Here is a 15,672-nt window from a genome sequence, read left to right as displayed (position 1 = left end):
TATGACACTGATAACAGCTGACACACATTATCTGGTCGTGGGCCTTGGGGCTACGGGGCTGTCGTGTGTCCGTTATTTGGTGGCACAGGGTAAACTGTGTTCAGTGATCGATAGTCGGCAAGCCCCTCCTGGTCTGGATACGCTGCGCGCCGAGTTTCCGCAAATCGAGGTCACTCTGGGCGGTTTCGATGCGCAGGTGATGAGCCAGGTGGATGTACTGGTCATGAGCCCGGGTGTTCCGTTGTCAACGCCAGCGGTTCAGGCAGCTCTGGCCAAGGGTGTCCGGTTGAGCAGTGACATCGAACTGTTTTGCCAGGCCCACCAGGGGCGCACGGTGCTGATCACCGGTTCCAATGCGAAGTCAACCGTCACCAGTTGGCTGGCGGATATCGCTCGCCGCTCTGGAACGTCTTATGTCGTCGGTGGAAACCTTGGCCAGCCGGCTCTCACGTTACTGGAAGAGCCGGTTGAGCTGGCCATTCTGGAGTTATCGAGTTTTCAACTGGAGCTGGTCGGGCCGCTGCGCGCCGATGTGGCTACGGTGTTGAATGTTTCTGAAGACCATCAGGATCGCTACCCCAGCTTTGCCGCTTACCAGCAAACGAAGCAACGGATCTACTTCGGCTGTCGTCATGCCGTCTTTAACCGGGATGATGCGCTGACATCACCATTGCTGCCAACCGGCGTAATCCAGACATCTTTTGGGCTGGGCAAGCCCGACCTGAATCAGTTTGGGGTCCAGGAGTATGAGGGTGAAGCCTGGCTGACCTGTGGCCATGAGCGTTGGATGCGGGCTGGTGAGGTTGCGTTACCGGGTCGGCATAATCGCAGTAATGCGTTGGCCGTTATGGCATTGGCGCAGGCGATTGGTCTGGACCGTGAAGCCATTCTGTCTTCGCTACGAGCGTTCAAAGGTTTGCCGCACCGGTGTGAGCCTGTCGGGTCGATCAGGGGCGTACTGTATGTGAACGATTCCAAGGGCACCAATGTGGGTGCCACGCTGGCCGCCGTTGAAGGACTGGGTGGCGATCATCCTCGGCGTCTAATGCTGTTGCTTGGTGGCCAGGGTAAGGGAGCCGATTTCAGTTCGCTGAGCGAGCCGGTCGCACGTTTCTGCAAATCGTCCTGGGTGTTTGGCCAGGATCAGGCTCAAATTGCCGCAGCGCTTGATACTGGCGAACGTTCCAGCGGTGTCCACTGTGTCGATACGCTGGAGCAGGCGCTGAGCGGAGCCGAGGCAGAAGCGATTGCGGGGGACATCGTTCTATTGTCGCCTGCTTGTGCGAGCTTTGATCAATTCAAGGATTTTCAGCACCGGGGCGACGTTTTCCGGTCCTGGGTGGAGGCACGCCTATGACCGCTCAGGCGAATGCACTGCCGATTCTGTCAAACCGGTTGGCCGTGGCGTATCAGCCATTGTGGCAACCCGACCGGGTATTGCTTGGCGCCAGTATGGCGTTGTTACTGATTGGCCTGGTGATGATCGGCTCGGCGTCTATTGATGTGAGTGAGCAAACCTTTGGGGTGCCACACCACTTTGTGATGCGACACGCTATTTACATGGTATTGGGGTTTGGTCTGGCCTATCTGGTCAGCGCCGTGCCACTGCGGCTTTGGCAGTCTTTTAGCTGGCTATTGCTGGTGCTGGCTATGGTGCTGCTGGTGTTGGTGCTGATTCCCGGTATTGGCCGGGAAGTGAAAGGCAGTTGGCGCTGGATTGATTTGGGACCGGTGGGTTTTCAACCTTCAGAGCTGGGCAAGGTAGCCATGATTCTGTACGTCGCCTCCTATCTGGTCAGGCGCCGGGATGAAGTGATCAGTCGCTTGTCCGGGTTTGTGAAGCCTTTGCTGGTTATGTCGGTAATGGTCGTACTGCTGTTGCTCGAGCCAGATTTCGGCACCGTGGTCGTGGTCATCGGAACCATTCTGGGCATGCTGTTTTTGGGGGGCGTTAAAGCAGGGCAGTTTTTCCTGGCTGTGCTGGCCGCCGCTGGCGCTGTGACGCTTATGGCTTTTGCGCAGAGCTACCGGGTGCAGCGTTTGCTGTCGTTCATGGACCCCTGGGCGGAAGAGAATGTCTATGGCAGTGGTTACCAGCTGACCCAGTCACTGATTGCGTTTGGACGTGGTGAGTGGTTTGGCGTTGGCCTAGGGAACTCCATGCAAAAACTGTTTTACCTGCCGGAAGCACATAACGATTTTATTCTGGCCATTATCGGTGAAGAGCTGGGTTTGGTCGGCGTGATGACGATCCTCGGGCTGTTTACCGCACTGATCTACCGGATGTTTGCCATCGGCCGCCTGGCCGAGCAAAAAGGGTATCTGTTCGGCGCCTTTGTCAGCTATGGCATCGCCATGCTGTTTTCGATTCAGATTTTTATCAATGTTGGCGTTAACACCGGCTTGCTGCCAACCAAAGGGTTGACGCTGCCATTTGTCAGTGCCGGTGGTACCAGCCTGTTGGTTTCGATGGCGTTGGTGGCGCTGGTCAACAGAGTTTATGGCGAAACCTTGCGCATGAGCGCCAGGGAGGCCAAATGAAACGTGTATTGATCATGGCCGGTGGCACCGGAGGCCACATTTTTCCCGCTATGGCCGTAGCCGATGCGCTTCAGGACGCCGGTTATGCCGTGAGCTGGCTGGGCGCTCGCCGGGGTATGGAAATGACGCTGGTACCCAAAGCGGGGTATGACCTTCATGCTTTATCGGTATCGGCCTGGCAGGGCGGTGGCCTGTTGCGCAAGGTATTGGCTCCGTTGAATCTGATGCGCGCCCTGATCCAAGCCTGGTCCGTGATGACTCAGCTACGGCCCAGTGTCGTGATTGGGTTCGGTGGATACGCCTCTGCCCCTGGGGGACTCGCTGCCTTGTTGCGGCGTGTACCGCTGGTGCTGCACGAACAAAACGGCGTTCCCGGCCTGACCAATGCCCGCCTTGCCGGCCGTGCGACCCGGGTTCTACAAGCCTTTCCCGGTACTTTTTCCGGTGATGATGTGGAAGTGGTTGGTAACCCCGTCCGACAGGCGCTTTTAGCCTTGAATGAGCCAGCGCAACGCGGAGTGGGCGGCCACCGTCGGTTGCGGGTGCTGGTGATGGGGGGCAGTCAGGGTGCTCAGGCGTTGAATGAGGTCGTGCCCGGCGCTGTCGGTGCCCTCAATTCAACGGTACGCCCTGAACTCTGGCATCAGGCAGGCCGGGACAAGGTGGAATCAACACTGGCGGCCTACCACGATGCGGGTGTTGACGGCAGTGTGGTGGAGTTTATTGACGATATGGCGAAAGCCTATGCCTGGGCCGATTTGGTGGTGTGCCGCAGCGGCGCGTCAACGGTTTCAGAATTAGCGGCTGTGGGCGCGTACAGCATTCTGGTGCCCTATCCCTGGCACCGGGATCAACAACAGTATCGTAATGCTCGGTGGTTGGTGGACGAACAGGCAGCTGAGCTGATAGATCAGTCCGATTTTACCGACGCCTGGCTGGCAGAACGCTTCACTTACTGGCACAGCCACCGCTCAGAATTAAAGACCCGGGCCACGAACAGTTGGCGCTGCGGGATACGGGACTCGGCGCAGCGCGTGGTCTCGGTCATTAACGAATTGGCAGTGGAGGACGCGGCATGACGCGCCTGGATCTTAATAACGGACAGGAATTTCCAATTCCCGAGATGCGCCGGATTCGCCGGATTCACTTCATCGGCATTGGTGGTGTCGGCATGTGCGGCATTGCCGAGGTGCTGCACAACCAGGGCTACAACATCAGCGGTTCGGATCTCAAAAACAGCGTGACCACTGACCGGCTTGCGGCCATGGGCGTCACGGTGTTCATCGGCCACGATGAGAACAATGTTGCCGGTGCCGACGTGGTGGTGGTGTCGAGCGCGATCAATCCGCTGAACCCGGAAGTAAAATGGGCGCTGGATCGTCGCATTCCTGTGGTTCGCCGCGCTGAAATGCTGGCCGAACTGATGCGCTACCGGCATGGCATTGCCATTGCGGGCGCGCATGGCAAGACAACGACAACGTCTCTGATGGCTTCGGTAATGGCACAGGGTGGCTTCGATCCGACCTTTGTTATTGGTGGCAAACTGAATAGCGCCGGCAGTAATGCGCGCCTGGGAACCAGCCGCTACCTAGTGGCAGAGGCCGATGAAAGTGATGCGTCCTTTTTGCATCTGCAGCCGATGACGGCGATCGTCACCAACATCGATGCCGATCACATGGACACCTACGACGGCGACTTCGAGAAGCTCAAGGACACCTACATCCAGTTTCTGCACAACCTGCCGTTTTACGGACTGGCAGTGCTCTGTGCCGATGACGAGCACATACAGTCCATATTGCCGAGATTGTCGCGTCAGTTTGTGACCTATGGCCTCGGTTCGGATGCTGACTACCGGGCCGTGGATGTGCGCCAAATCAGTGGTCGCACCGAGTTTCGCGTGCATCGGCCAAGTGGGTATGAACCACTGGATATTGTTCTGCACATGCCCGGTATGCACAACGTTATGAATGCCCTGGCGGTGATTGCAGTCGCCACTGACGAGGGCATGACCGACGAAGCGATCTGCCAGGGTCTGAACGGTTTTGAGGGCGTGGGACGCCGGTTCCAGTTGCAGGGCGAGTACCCGGTGCCTGGTGGCGAAGTGATGCTGGTTGACGACTATGGTCACCACCCGCGCGAGCTTGAAGTGACGTTTGACGCCATCCGTCAGGGGTGGCCCGAGCGTCGACTGGTGGTGATGTTCCAACCGCACCGGTTCAGTCGTACCCGGGATCTGTATGAAGACTTTGTCGATGTGTTGTCAAAGGTCGATGTTTTGTTGTTGCTGGATGTTTACCCGGCCGGAGAAGAAACCATCGCAGGCGCCGACGGTCGCAGTCTGAGTCGCAGTATTCGATTGCGTGGCCGGGTGGATCCGATTTTTATCGAACACAAAGACAAAGTGCTGGACGTGTTGCCTGATGTGCTGCGCGCCGGTGACATTTTGTTAACACAAGGCGCGGGTGACGTCGGGGCGTTGTCCGCTGATATTGCTGCGGCAAAACTGGGGTTTGAATCATGACCGGCGCCATTGTTGATAACCACGCTGATACGCTAAAGCGCTTTCCACGCGTTGGTGTCGTCTATGGCGGTCAGTCAGCCGAACGTGAGGTAGCGCTTGGCAGTGGCCGCACGGTGATACGTGCCCTGGAAGACGCGGGTTATCAGGTGGCCGAACACGATGTGATGAGTCGGGCAACTTTGATCAACTGGTTGCAATCGACCGAACTGGATCTTGTTTTCCCGGTGCTGCACGGGCGGGGTGGTGAAGATGGCACCTTGCAGGGCTTGCTCGAATGGCTGGGCTTGCCCTACGTCGGCAGTGGTGTGTTGGCCTCAGCCCTGGCGATGGATAAATTGCGCAGCAAGTGGGTATTCGGAGCTAGCCAGATTGCGACACCTCCGTTTGCTGTAGTGCGCTCGGCTGAAGAATGCTCGGCCCTGGCCAATCAACTTGAATATCCGGTTATGGTCAAGCCGGTTCACGAAGGATCAAGCATTGGCATGAGCCGTGTCGATGACGCAACAGGGCTGGGCGAAGCCTGTGCACTGGCGTTTCAGTTTGATACCGAGGTCATGATTGAGCAGTTCGTGATGGGCAAAGAGTATACCGTTGCAGTGATCGGTGAGCAGGCGTTACCGGTAATTGGCTTGCAGCCCGCGTCCGGATTTTACGACTACAACGCCAAATACATCGCTGATGATACCCACTATTCATTGCCTTCAGGTTTGTCCGCAGCCATGGAAACCGAGGTAAAAGCGCTGTCGATCAAGGCGTTTCAGGCGCTGGGCTGCCAGGGATGGGGCCGGGTTGATGTGATGATGGACGCGGCGGGTCAGCCCTTTGTACTGGAAGTGAACACCATTCCCGGTATGACCGATCACAGCCTGGTGCCAAAAGCCTCTGTGGCTCACGGCTGGCCGTTGCCAGAACTGATGCACCGGATTCTGGCCACCGTGCCGGAGCAGCGGGCGTGACTGAACATAAGCGACGCGGCCAGGGCGCTGTCCCGCGCAAGCCCAGCAAACCGCCCCGCAACTGGCGGCGCGCCATGCGCATTACTGTGCGGACGCTGGGTGGGGTTTTGGTTGTTGCGACATTGGTCGTTGCAGGGCAATGGGTCGCAAAGCAGGACTTGTCGTGGGACTGGCGCCCCATGGCTGTGACTACCTGGGACGTCAATGAATTGTTGGTATACGAAGACCGCGCCCGTCTCGATAGCGCGATGGAAGCCTATCGCGGGCGCAGTTTACTGACCATTGCACCGGGTGACGTGCAGCAGCGGCTGGCACAATTGCCCTGGGTCGCTGAGGTGAGCGTTACCAAGGCCTGGCCAGACCGGTTGCAACTGGCAGTGACCGAACATGAGCCGGTTGCTCGCTGGAATGGAGATCAGGTGTTAAACAGCGACGGCGAACCTTTGAGTCGTCCGGTAGCCGAGTTGATATTGGCCGAATTGAGCGGGCCGGATGCTCAGGCCAAGCGGGTAATGGAGCAGTATCTGCAATTCAGCCGGGTCTTTTCCGGTGCAGGTCAGCGGCTTAATGGCGTTCAGATGCACCGTCGGGGTGCGTGGACGCTGACGCTGGACAGCGGCATCGAGGTCGCTCTGGGGTCCAAGGACATGTTAGCAAGAACACGTCGGGTGGTTGTGCTACTGAATGCAGAAGGGGTAGCACCCGGCACCATTGAATACATCGATGCGCGGTATCCGAACGGTTTGGCCGTCGGGCACCGGGCATCTTCAGAACCATCGGTATGAGGTGAGAGATGACATCGCCGTTTCAGGGAAAATTGATCGTCGGTCTGGATATCGGTACTTCCAAGGTCGTCGCTATCGTGGGCACGGTGACAGCCGAAGGCGGCATTGAAATTGTTGGCCTGGGGTCGCACCCGTCTCGCGGTTTGAAAAAAGGGGTCGTGGTGAACATCGAATCCACGGTTCAGAGCATTCAGCGTGCCGTTGAGGAAGCTGAACTGATGTCTGGCTGCGACATTCACTCTGTGTATGTAGGCATTGCTGGCAGTCACATCAGCAGTCTCAACAGCCACGGTATTGTCGCGATCAAGGAAAAAGAGGTGATTGAGGCCGATCTTGAGCGAGTGATCGATGCCGCCCAGGCCGTGGCTATCCCGGCTGACCAGCGGATTCTGCATATCTTGCCGCAGGAATACATCATTGATTCGCAGGAAGGCATCAAGGAACCGCTGGGCATGTGTGGCGTGCGCCTGGAGGCTAAAGTGCATCTGGTTACCGGTGCCCAGAATGCCGTGCAGAACATTGACAAGTGCGTGCGCCGCTGCGGTTTGGAAGTCGATCAGATCATTCTGGAGCAGTTGGCTTCGGCTCAGGCGGTTCTGACCGATGATGAGCGGGAGCTGGGTGTTTGTCTCGTTGATATCGGCGGTGGCACCACGGATATGGCGATTTTCACCGAAGGTGCAATTCGCCACACTGCGGTTATCCCCATCGCTGGTGACCAGGTGACCAATGACATCGCCATGGCGTTTGCGACACCGACGCAACACGCCGAAGAGATCAAAATCAAGTACGCCTGTGCGCTGTCTCAGCTCGCGGGTGCTCACGAGACCATCAAGGTCCCGAGCGTCGGTGATCGCAGTGCGCGCGAGCTGACCCGCCAGGCATTGGCTGAAGTGGTTGAGCCGCGCTACGAAGAATTGTTCAACCTGATCAAATCTGAACTGCGCCGCAGTGGCTTCGAAGACATGATACCAGCCGGCGTAGTACTGACCGGTGGCACGGCCAAAATGGAAGGTGCAGTGGAATTGGCCGAGGAGGTGTTTCACGTGCCGGTAAGACTGGCTTACCCGCAAAACGTTTCCGGCCTGTCAGATGTTGTCTCCAACCCGATACACGCAACGGGCGTCGGCCTTTTGCAATATGGGTTGAAGCAGCTTCAGGGCGGCAAACAACCGACTACCCGCGTGCGCAAGCAAGCTCAGGCGCCCAAAGAAGGGGCCTGGACCCGGTTTCGCAGCTGGATGGCCAACAATTTTTAACATTTTCAAGACGGTTCCGGTTCGCCGGAGCTGAAAAAGGACGGTTGCGGCATTCAGGCAGTTAAGTGGCAGCCAAGACAGGACGACCCTCACACATTCAGGGCACAGACCTTCGGGTCTGAAACAACAACATCCATTCTTAAAACAATGGAAGGAGCAGGAAAATGAAACATTATGATCCGGAAGTAAACGGCGGCGATATGTTCACACTTGTCGACGAACAGCCGCAAGCAGCGGTGATCAAGGTGTTTGGCTGTGGTGGTGGTGGCGGTAACGCCGTGCGTCACATGCTGCAATCGCACATTAATGGCGTCGAGTTTATTTGCGCCAACACGGATGCTCAGGCGTTGCGTGGAGTGGAAGCTACCACTCAATTGCAACTGGGTAATGGCATTACTCGCGGGCTTGGCGCAGGCGCCAACCCGGAAGTCGGGCGCCAGGCTGCGCTGGAAGACCGTGAGCGCATTGCTGAAGTGCTCAAAGGCGCGGATATGGTGTTCATTACCGCCGGCATGGGCGGTGGAACCGGCACCGGTGCCGCACCCGTTGTCGCTGAAGTCGCCAAGGAGCTGGGCATTCTGACGGTTGCGGTCGTAACCAAGCCTTTTCCGTTCGAAGGCCGTCGCCGGATGAAGGTTGCCAATGAAGGTCTGGAGCTGCTGCGTGAGCATGTGGATTCGCTGATCACCATCCCGAACGAAAAATTACTGACCGTTTTGGGTAAGAATGTGACACTTTTGGAGGCTTTCTCCGAAGCCAATAATGTGCTCCAGAACGCCGTTCAGGGTGTCGCCGACCTGATCATTCGTCCGGGTACGATCAACCTCGACTTCGCGGACGTCCGCACAGTAATGTCTGAAATGGGCATGGCGATGATGGGCAGTGGCATTGCTTCCGGTGAAGACCGTGCGGTGCGCGCCGCCGAGATGGCGATTCGCAGCCCCTTGCTTGAAGACGTCGACCTGCATGGCGCCAAAGGCATTCTGGTTAACATCTCTGCCGGTGTCGACCTGGGGTTGGATGAGTTCACTCAGGTGGGTGATACCATCGAAGAATTCGCCTCTGAAGATGCGACTGTAGTAGTTGGCACAGTTATTGATCCGGAATTGGGTGATGAAATTCGGGTGACCGTTGTCGCAACGGGCATTGGTCAGGCAGAAGCCATGGCCGCCAAGCCTAAAGTGGCCGTTGATAACACTCGCAAAGCCGATGGCAGTGTCGACTATAAAAAGCTCGACCGCCCCACTGCGGTGCGTAATGCCAAGCCAGCAGAAGCAGCGGCAGCCGAAGAAAGCAAGCCGATGCGCAGTGCGAAAGACCTGGATTACCTCGATATTCCAGCTTTTTTGCGTCGCCAGGCTGACTGAATCTGTACAGAATTAGCGTAGGTTCGCTGTCAAGCTTCTGGTAGAATGCTTGCCCTTGATATTTGACGGTGTTGAGTCAGTAGCGACTGGCTGAACCAAACAGTAGGATCGGAACGCATGGTAAAACAAAGAACACTCAAGAACGCAATTCGTGCCACAGGCGTGGGTTTGCACTCAGGCAAAAAGGTGTATCTGACGTTAAAACCTGCGCCCGTCGACACGGGTATCGTTTTCTGCCGCACGGATCTCGATCCGGTCGTGGAGATTCCTGCCCATGCCCTGAATGTGGGCGATACCACCTTGTCGACGACCCTGGTAAAGGGTGATGTCTGCATCGACACCGTCGAACATTTGTTGTCTGCCTGTGCAGGTTTGGGCATCGACAATGCTTATATCGAGGTCAGCGCCGCGGAAGTCCCGATTATGGACGGCAGTGCCGGACCCTTCGTGTTTCTGTTGCAGTCTGCAGGAATCGAGGAGCAGGGTAAGGCAAAGCGCTTTATTCGTATCAAGAAGCCGGTGATCGTCGAAGATGGCGACAAAATTGCCCGTTTTGAGCCCTATGAGGGCTTCGCTGTGCGGTTCACCATTGATTTTGATCACCCGGTATTTCGCGATCGGTCGCAAACGGCCGAGCTCGACTTCTCCACCACGGCTTTCGTGAAGGAGATCAGCCGGGCCCGGACTTTCGGCTTCATGCGCGATTTTGAGTACCTCAGAGCCAATAATCTGGCACTGGGTGCCAGCGTTAATAACGCAATCGCCGTTGACGATTACAAAATTCTGAACGAAGATGGTCTTCGATACGAAGACGAGTTTGTCAAGCATAAAGTACTGGATGCCGTTGGCGACCTGTATTTGCTGGGGCACAGCCTGATTGGCCGCTTTGTCGGTTTCAAATCGGGCCATGGTCTGAACAACTTGCTGCTACGGGCTCTGCTTAAGCAGGAAGATGCCTGGGAGTTCGTGACCTTCGAAAACGAAGAAGCCGCTTCCGTACCCATCGCTTATGCGCCAGTGCTTGCAACAGGCTAAGCTGGTTTGGGGAATGCCTGGCTGTGCTGCCCGTGAGTTTCATGACGCACTGGCGGTCACCGGGCATTTCGCACGATACACTCGTCCCGGTTTTTCGTGCAGCTTGTTCAGGATAGGTAATCGCGCAGTATGAACGTGATCTTTGTTAGCCGTCGTCACAGTCGGTCCAGAACGTTGTCTTTGCCACTGCTGGTGGCCCTCCTGGCGTTGATCGCGATCAGCCTCGTGTCCAGTGGCGCCTATATGGTGCATCTCTGGTATCAGGATGATTCCCCCCTTGTTATGGATTCCCGTGCCGTTCAAGCCTGGCAGGAGCGCATGGCATTCCAGAAAGAAGAGCTCGAACGTACGCGCAGTTACACTGAAGACCAGATTCGGGCGCTGACGGTAAAGCTCGCTCAGCAGCAATCCCGCCTGACCCGCCTCGATGCACTGGGTGAACGCCTTGTTGGGGTCGCCAAGCTCGAAGACGGTGAATTTGATTTCAGTATCGATCCCGCCGTGGGTGGCCCCGAAAGTGATATTGGTGATGTCTATACCCCACCGGATTTTGTCAACGCGCTTAATGAACTCTCTAGTCTGATTGACAGCCGTGAGCAGCAATTGTCTGTACTGGACTCCCTGTTAGGTGATCGCAAGATTCAGTCTTCAACCTTTGTGGCGGGCCGGCCTATCGAGCGTGGCTGGATGAGTTCTCGCTATGGTTATCGGAATGATCCGTTCAATGGCAATGTTGCCTGGCACGACGGGGTCGATTTTGCCGGTAAGGAAGGCTCGAATGTGATCGCTGTCGCCGCGGGCGTGGTGACCTGGGCGAGTGATCGTTACGGATACGGTAATCTGGTTGAAGTGAACCATGGTAACGGCTATGTGACCCGCTACGCCCACGCACGTGAAATACTGGTCAACGTCGGCGACGTGATCAGTAAAGGTGACATTGTCGCCCTGATGGGCAGTACCGGTCGGTCAACCGGGCCGCATGTCCATTTCGAAGTGCTGCATCGGGACAAGTCGGTTGATCCGGCGAAGTACATCGATCGCGTTGCCCGGTTTTAGCGCCCTGTCCAGGGCGTTATGGCCCGATAGTGTCACCTCACCTTTTCGGGTGATGGTCCGAATAGCCCCCGCCAGACTATTTTTACAATTTCAAAGACAAGAGCACTTGCAGTCAGTATAGTTGACCACCACTAAGTCTTTGAATCGAATCTAAAAAACGACACTCTCCTATGTTCACGACACTGATGAAGAAGGTGGTCGGCTCCAAGAACGACCGCGAAGTTAAGCGATTGACCCGCCTGGTACAGCGAATTAATGTCCTGGAACCCGATATGGAACGCCTGTCTGACGATGAGATAAAAGCTCAGACAGTGGTGTTTCGTGAGCGGCTGGAAAAAGGCGAAACCCTCGATAGCCTCGTCCCGGAGGCCTTTGCACTGGTCCGGGAGGCCAGTCGCCGTGTGTTGGGATTGCGCCATTTCGATGTGCAGATGATCGGCGGCATGGTGCTGAATTCCGGTAAGATCGCCGAAATGAAGACCGGGGAAGGCAAAACCCTGGTAGCGACTCTGGCGGCCTATCTGAATGCTCTCCCCGCTGAAGGTGTTCATATCATCACCGTGAACGATTACCTGGCCCGGCGAGATGCTGAGTGGATGCGGCCCCTGTATGAAGCTCTTGGGTTAACGGTTGGTATCATCGTCTCGCAGCAGGACCCGAACGAAAAACGGGCGGCCTATCAGGCGGATATCACCTATGGCACCAACAACGAATTCGGCTTTGATTACCTGCGCGACAACATGGCGTTTAGCCTGAAGGATAAGTTCCAGCGCGGACAGACGTTTGGCATTGTCGATGAGGTGGACTCCATTCTGATCGATGAAGCCCGGACGCCACTAATCATTTCCGGCGCTGCTGAAGACTCCAGTGAACGATACATTCAAGTCAATAAACTGATTCCCTCGCTCAAGCCAGCAAAAGAAGCCACCGAAGGCGAAGAAGCCGTTGATGGTGATTTCCTGGTCGATGAGAAAAATCGGACCATTGAGCTGACTGAGGGGGGGCACGACCGGGTTGAGACTCTGCTGCAGGAAGCGGGTTTGCTACCTGAGGGTGAATCACTCTATGCACCCCACAATTTGCTGTTGTTCCATCATGTAACAGCGGGGCTGAAAGCCCATTACATGTTCCAGCGCAACGTTGATTACATTTTGCAGAACGATCAGGTGGTCATTGTTGATGAACATACTGGCCGTACCATGCCAGGGCGCCGCTGGAGCGATGGCTTGCATCAGGCGGTAGAAGCCAAAGAAGGGTTGACGGTTCAGAAAGAGAACCAGACGCTGGCGTCAACGACGTTTCAGAACTATTTCCGGCTGTATGACAAGCTCTCTGGCATGACCGGCACGGCAGATACCGAAGCGTTTGAGCTCAACCAGATTTACGGGCTCGATGTGGTGGTTATCCCGACCAACAAGCCGATTGCCCGTTCCGACCACAACGACCTGATTTTCCTGACCGAACCCGAGAAGTTTGACGCCGTTATTGAAGACATCATTGCCGAGCGCGATAAGAAGCGTCCGGTACTGGTGGGTACTGCGTCAGTCGAGGCATCCGAACGCATTTCCGAAGCGCTTACCAAAGCCAAGGTGCCGCATAACATTCTGAACGCCAAACAGCATGACCGCGAAGCTCAGGTCATCGCCCAGGCGGGACAGCCCGGTGCGGTCACCATTGCTACTAACATGGCGGGTCGGGGTACCGACATCAAGCTGGGTGGTAACTGGGAAACCGAAGTGCTGGATTTGGACAGCGCGAACCCGGATGTACTGGCTCGTGCCGAGGCTGACTGGAAAGAGCGCCATCAGACGGTTATTGACTCCGGTGGTTTGCACATTATCGGCACCGAACGGCACGAAAGCCGACGCATCGACAACCAGTTGCGTGGCCGGGCAGGCCGGCAGGGCGACCCGGGTTCCTCCCGTTTCTTCCTGTCGATGGAAGACAGTCTGATGCGGATTTTCATGCCTGAACGCATGAAGGGCATCATGCAGTCTCTTGGCATGAAAGACGGCGAAGCGATTGAAGCCAAGATGGTCAGCAATGCCATTGAAAAGGCTCAGCGCAAGGTTGAAAACCGCAACTTCGATATTCGCAAGCAATTGTTGGAATACGATGACGTGGCTAACGCCCAGCGTCAGGTGGTTTATCAGCAACGCGATGACCTGATGGCGTCTGACAGCATTGAAGACGTGATCGACAACGTGCGCAGCGACATCGTTAACGACGAGATCAGCGCATACATTCCGCCGCAAAGCCTGCCAGAGCAATGGGACATCCCCGGCCTGGAGACGGCGGTTCAAAAAGAATTTGGTGTGACGTTGCCCGTTCAGGAATGGCTTGATGCAGACGACCATCTGCATGAAGAAAAGCTGCGCGAGCGGATTCTGGAAGCGGCGGTTGCTCACTACAAAGAGAAAGAATCGGTGGCTGGCCCACAGGCCCTTCGCCAGTTTGAAAAGCAGGTCATGTTGCAGGTGCTCGACCAGCACTGGAAAGAGCACCTCTATAACATGGATCATTTGCGACAGGGCATTCACTTGCGTGGTTATGCGCAAAAGAACCCCAAGCAGGAATACAAGCGTGAATCGTTTGAGTTGTTCCAGGCCATGTTGGAGCAGGTAAAAGCCGACACCATTCGTATCCTGTCACATGTGCAGGTGCGCACGCCGGAAGAATCTGCCGAAGAAGAGCGCAAACGACGCGAAGCGGCCATGGCCCGGATGAATTTCGAGCATAGCCAGGCAACGCCGATGGAAGACGCCGCCAAGGCTGACGCGGGTGGCGGTGCTGCGCCAGAACCTGCTGCTGCTCAAGCAGCGCCTGCACGCCAGGGGCCCAAGGTTGGTCGGAACGAGCCTTGTCCGTGCGGCTCTGGCAAGAAATACAAACAGTGTCATGGCAAATTGAGCTGAGGGTGCAGGGATGGCGGTTGGAAAGCCCAATACAGACCCGTTGATTCCGATCGACGGTGTCTCCATTGGTGTCGGCTGTGCCGGCATCAAAAAGCCTAATCGTCAGGATCTGGTCGTTTTTCAACTGGCCCCTGGCAGTTCAGTCGCGGGCGTGTTTACCACCAACGCCTTTTGCGCAGCCCCGGTTACCGTTGCGCGCGAACATCTGAAGCAAGGCGATATTCGCTGCCTGGTGATCAACACCGGCAATGCTAACGCCGGTACCGGGCAACAGGGGTTGGACGATGCTCATGAAACCTGTGCCCGTCTCGCTGCCCTGAAGCGGATTGAGCCGGAGCAGGTGCTTCCGTTTTCAACCGGTGTTATCGGTGAATATTTGCCAATGCCCGCTATCGCTCAGGCCCTGCCCAATGTCGTAGCCGCGATGAGCCCCAATCATTGGGCTGATGCTGCCAAGGGCATTCTGACAACCGACACTCGCGCTAAAGGTTGTTCGCGTCAGTTCGAGTATCAGGACGAGACGATTACCGTTACCGGTATCTCCAAAGGATCGGGCATGATTAAACCCAACATGGCGACCATGCTGGGTTTTGTTGCCACCAATGCCCGGGTCGAACCCGATGTTCTGCAGCAGTTACTAACGACTGCGAATGAGCGCAGTTTCAATCGCATTACAGTCGATGGCGATACCTCAACCAATGATGCCTGCATTCTGATCGCTACCGGCCAAACTGAGGCGGCCGCGGTTACCTCTGTGGACAGTGATATTTACCGTCACTTGCTCAAAACGGTCTCGGAAGTGATGCTGGAGCTGGCTCAGGCGGTCGTGCGCGATGGCGAAGGCGCCACCAAATTTGTTGAAGTTGCTGTTGAAGGTGCGAAAACCACCAAAGAAGCCTTGGACGTCGCTTATACCATCGGGCACAGCCCACTGGTGAAAACGGCACTCACAGCATCTGATGCTAATTGGGGGCGTATTCTCGCTGCCGTTGGTCGAAGTGGGGTGACTGAGCTCGATGTCGATCAAGTGGACATCTGGCTCGACGATGTGCAGATAGTCAGTAAAGGTGAGCGAGCACCTGGCTATACCGAAGCTGCAGGCAGTGCCGTCGTGGCTCAGGAAGAAATCACTATTCGCGTGAACCTGAATCGGGGCGAAATTGCTGACTGTATCTGGACGACCGACCTGTCACACGATTATGTCAGCATCAACGCAGACTACCGAAGTTAAGGAGTT

General features: G+C 56.3%; 12 protein-coding genes. All 12 read left to right on the top strand.

Translation table 11 applies throughout. The annotated features are described in order from the left end of the window. The first annotated feature begins 1 nt into the window (after window position 1). Window positions 2–1,357 (top strand): UDP-N-acetylmuramoyl-L-alanine--D-glutamate ligase, encoded by a 1,356-nt coding sequence (gene murD / locus G565_RS0101915; protein ID WP_028669456.1) that lies wholly within the window; start codon window positions 2–4, stop codon window positions 1,355–1,357. Continuing rightward, window positions 1,354–2,541, top strand: coding sequence for a putative lipid II flippase FtsW (gene ftsW / locus G565_RS22565; RefSeq protein ID WP_037337205.1), 1,188 nt, complete (start codon window positions 1,354–1,356; stop codon window positions 2,539–2,541). The genes murD and ftsW overlap by 4 nt, the downstream gene beginning before the upstream one ends. Continuing rightward, window positions 2,538–3,620, top strand: a complete 1,083-nt coding sequence (gene murG, locus G565_RS0101905) for an undecaprenyldiphospho-muramoylpentapeptide beta-N-acetylglucosaminyltransferase (protein ID WP_028669455.1) — start codon at window positions 2,538–2,540, stop codon at window positions 3,618–3,620. The genes ftsW and murG overlap by 4 nt, the downstream gene beginning before the upstream one ends. Further along, window positions 3,617–5,062 (top strand): UDP-N-acetylmuramate--L-alanine ligase, encoded by a 1,446-nt coding sequence (gene murC / locus G565_RS0101900; protein ID WP_037337202.1) that lies wholly within the window; start codon window positions 3,617–3,619, stop codon window positions 5,060–5,062. The genes murG and murC overlap by 4 nt, the downstream gene beginning before the upstream one ends. Beyond that, on the top strand, window positions 5,059–6,018 hold the full coding sequence (locus G565_RS0101895; protein WP_037337199.1) for a D-alanine--D-alanine ligase: 960 nt from the start codon (window positions 5,059–5,061) through the stop codon (window positions 6,016–6,018). The genes murC and G565_RS0101895 overlap by 4 nt, the downstream gene beginning before the upstream one ends. Next, window positions 6,015–6,803: a cell division protein FtsQ/DivIB gene (locus G565_RS25690; protein WP_051207152.1), complete on the top strand. Its 789-nt coding sequence runs from the start codon at window positions 6,015–6,017 to the stop codon at window positions 6,801–6,803. Before G565_RS0101895 ends, G565_RS25690 begins: the two co-directional genes overlap by 4 nt. A gap of 8 nt (window positions 6,804–6,811) precedes the next feature. Further along, complete coding sequence (ftsA, locus tag G565_RS0101885) at window positions 6,812–8,062, top strand: cell division protein FtsA (RefSeq protein WP_028669452.1); 1,251 nt, start codon at window positions 6,812–6,814, stop codon at window positions 8,060–8,062. A gap of 200 nt (window positions 8,063–8,262) precedes the next feature. Then, on the top strand, window positions 8,263–9,429 hold the full coding sequence (ftsZ, locus tag G565_RS0101880) for a cell division protein FtsZ (RefSeq protein WP_028669451.1): 1,167 nt from the start codon (window positions 8,263–8,265) through the stop codon (window positions 9,427–9,429). Window positions 9,430–9,546: 117 nt separating this feature from the next. After that, on the top strand, window positions 9,547–10,464 hold the full coding sequence (lpxC, locus tag G565_RS0101875; protein WP_028669450.1) for a UDP-3-O-acyl-N-acetylglucosamine deacetylase: 918 nt from the start codon (window positions 9,547–9,549) through the stop codon (window positions 10,462–10,464). A 129-nt stretch (window positions 10,465–10,593) separates the two neighbouring features. After that, window positions 10,594–11,520 carry a M23 family metallopeptidase gene (locus G565_RS0101870; protein ID WP_028669449.1) on the top strand — a complete coding sequence of 309 codons (927 nt, stop codon included), beginning with the start codon at window positions 10,594–10,596 and terminating at the stop codon, window positions 11,518–11,520. A gap of 170 nt (window positions 11,521–11,690) precedes the next feature. Then, window positions 11,691–14,435 carry a preprotein translocase subunit SecA gene (gene secA / locus G565_RS0101865; RefSeq protein WP_028669448.1) on the top strand — a complete coding sequence of 915 codons (2,745 nt, stop codon included), beginning with the start codon at window positions 11,691–11,693 and terminating at the stop codon, window positions 14,433–14,435. A 10-nt stretch (window positions 14,436–14,445) separates the two neighbouring features. Continuing rightward, complete coding sequence (argJ, locus tag G565_RS0101860) at window positions 14,446–15,666, top strand: bifunctional glutamate N-acetyltransferase/amino-acid acetyltransferase ArgJ (protein ID WP_028669447.1); 1,221 nt, start codon at window positions 14,446–14,448, stop codon at window positions 15,664–15,666. Window positions 15,667–15,672: the final 6 nt, after the last annotated feature.

The organism is Saccharospirillum impatiens DSM 12546 (genome assembly GCF_000423605.1).
Lineage (GTDB): Bacteria > Pseudomonadota > Gammaproteobacteria > Pseudomonadales > Natronospirillaceae > Saccharospirillum > Saccharospirillum impatiens.
Note: the sequence above shows the minus strand (reverse complement) of the source record. Positions and strands in the feature narration are given on the sequence as shown.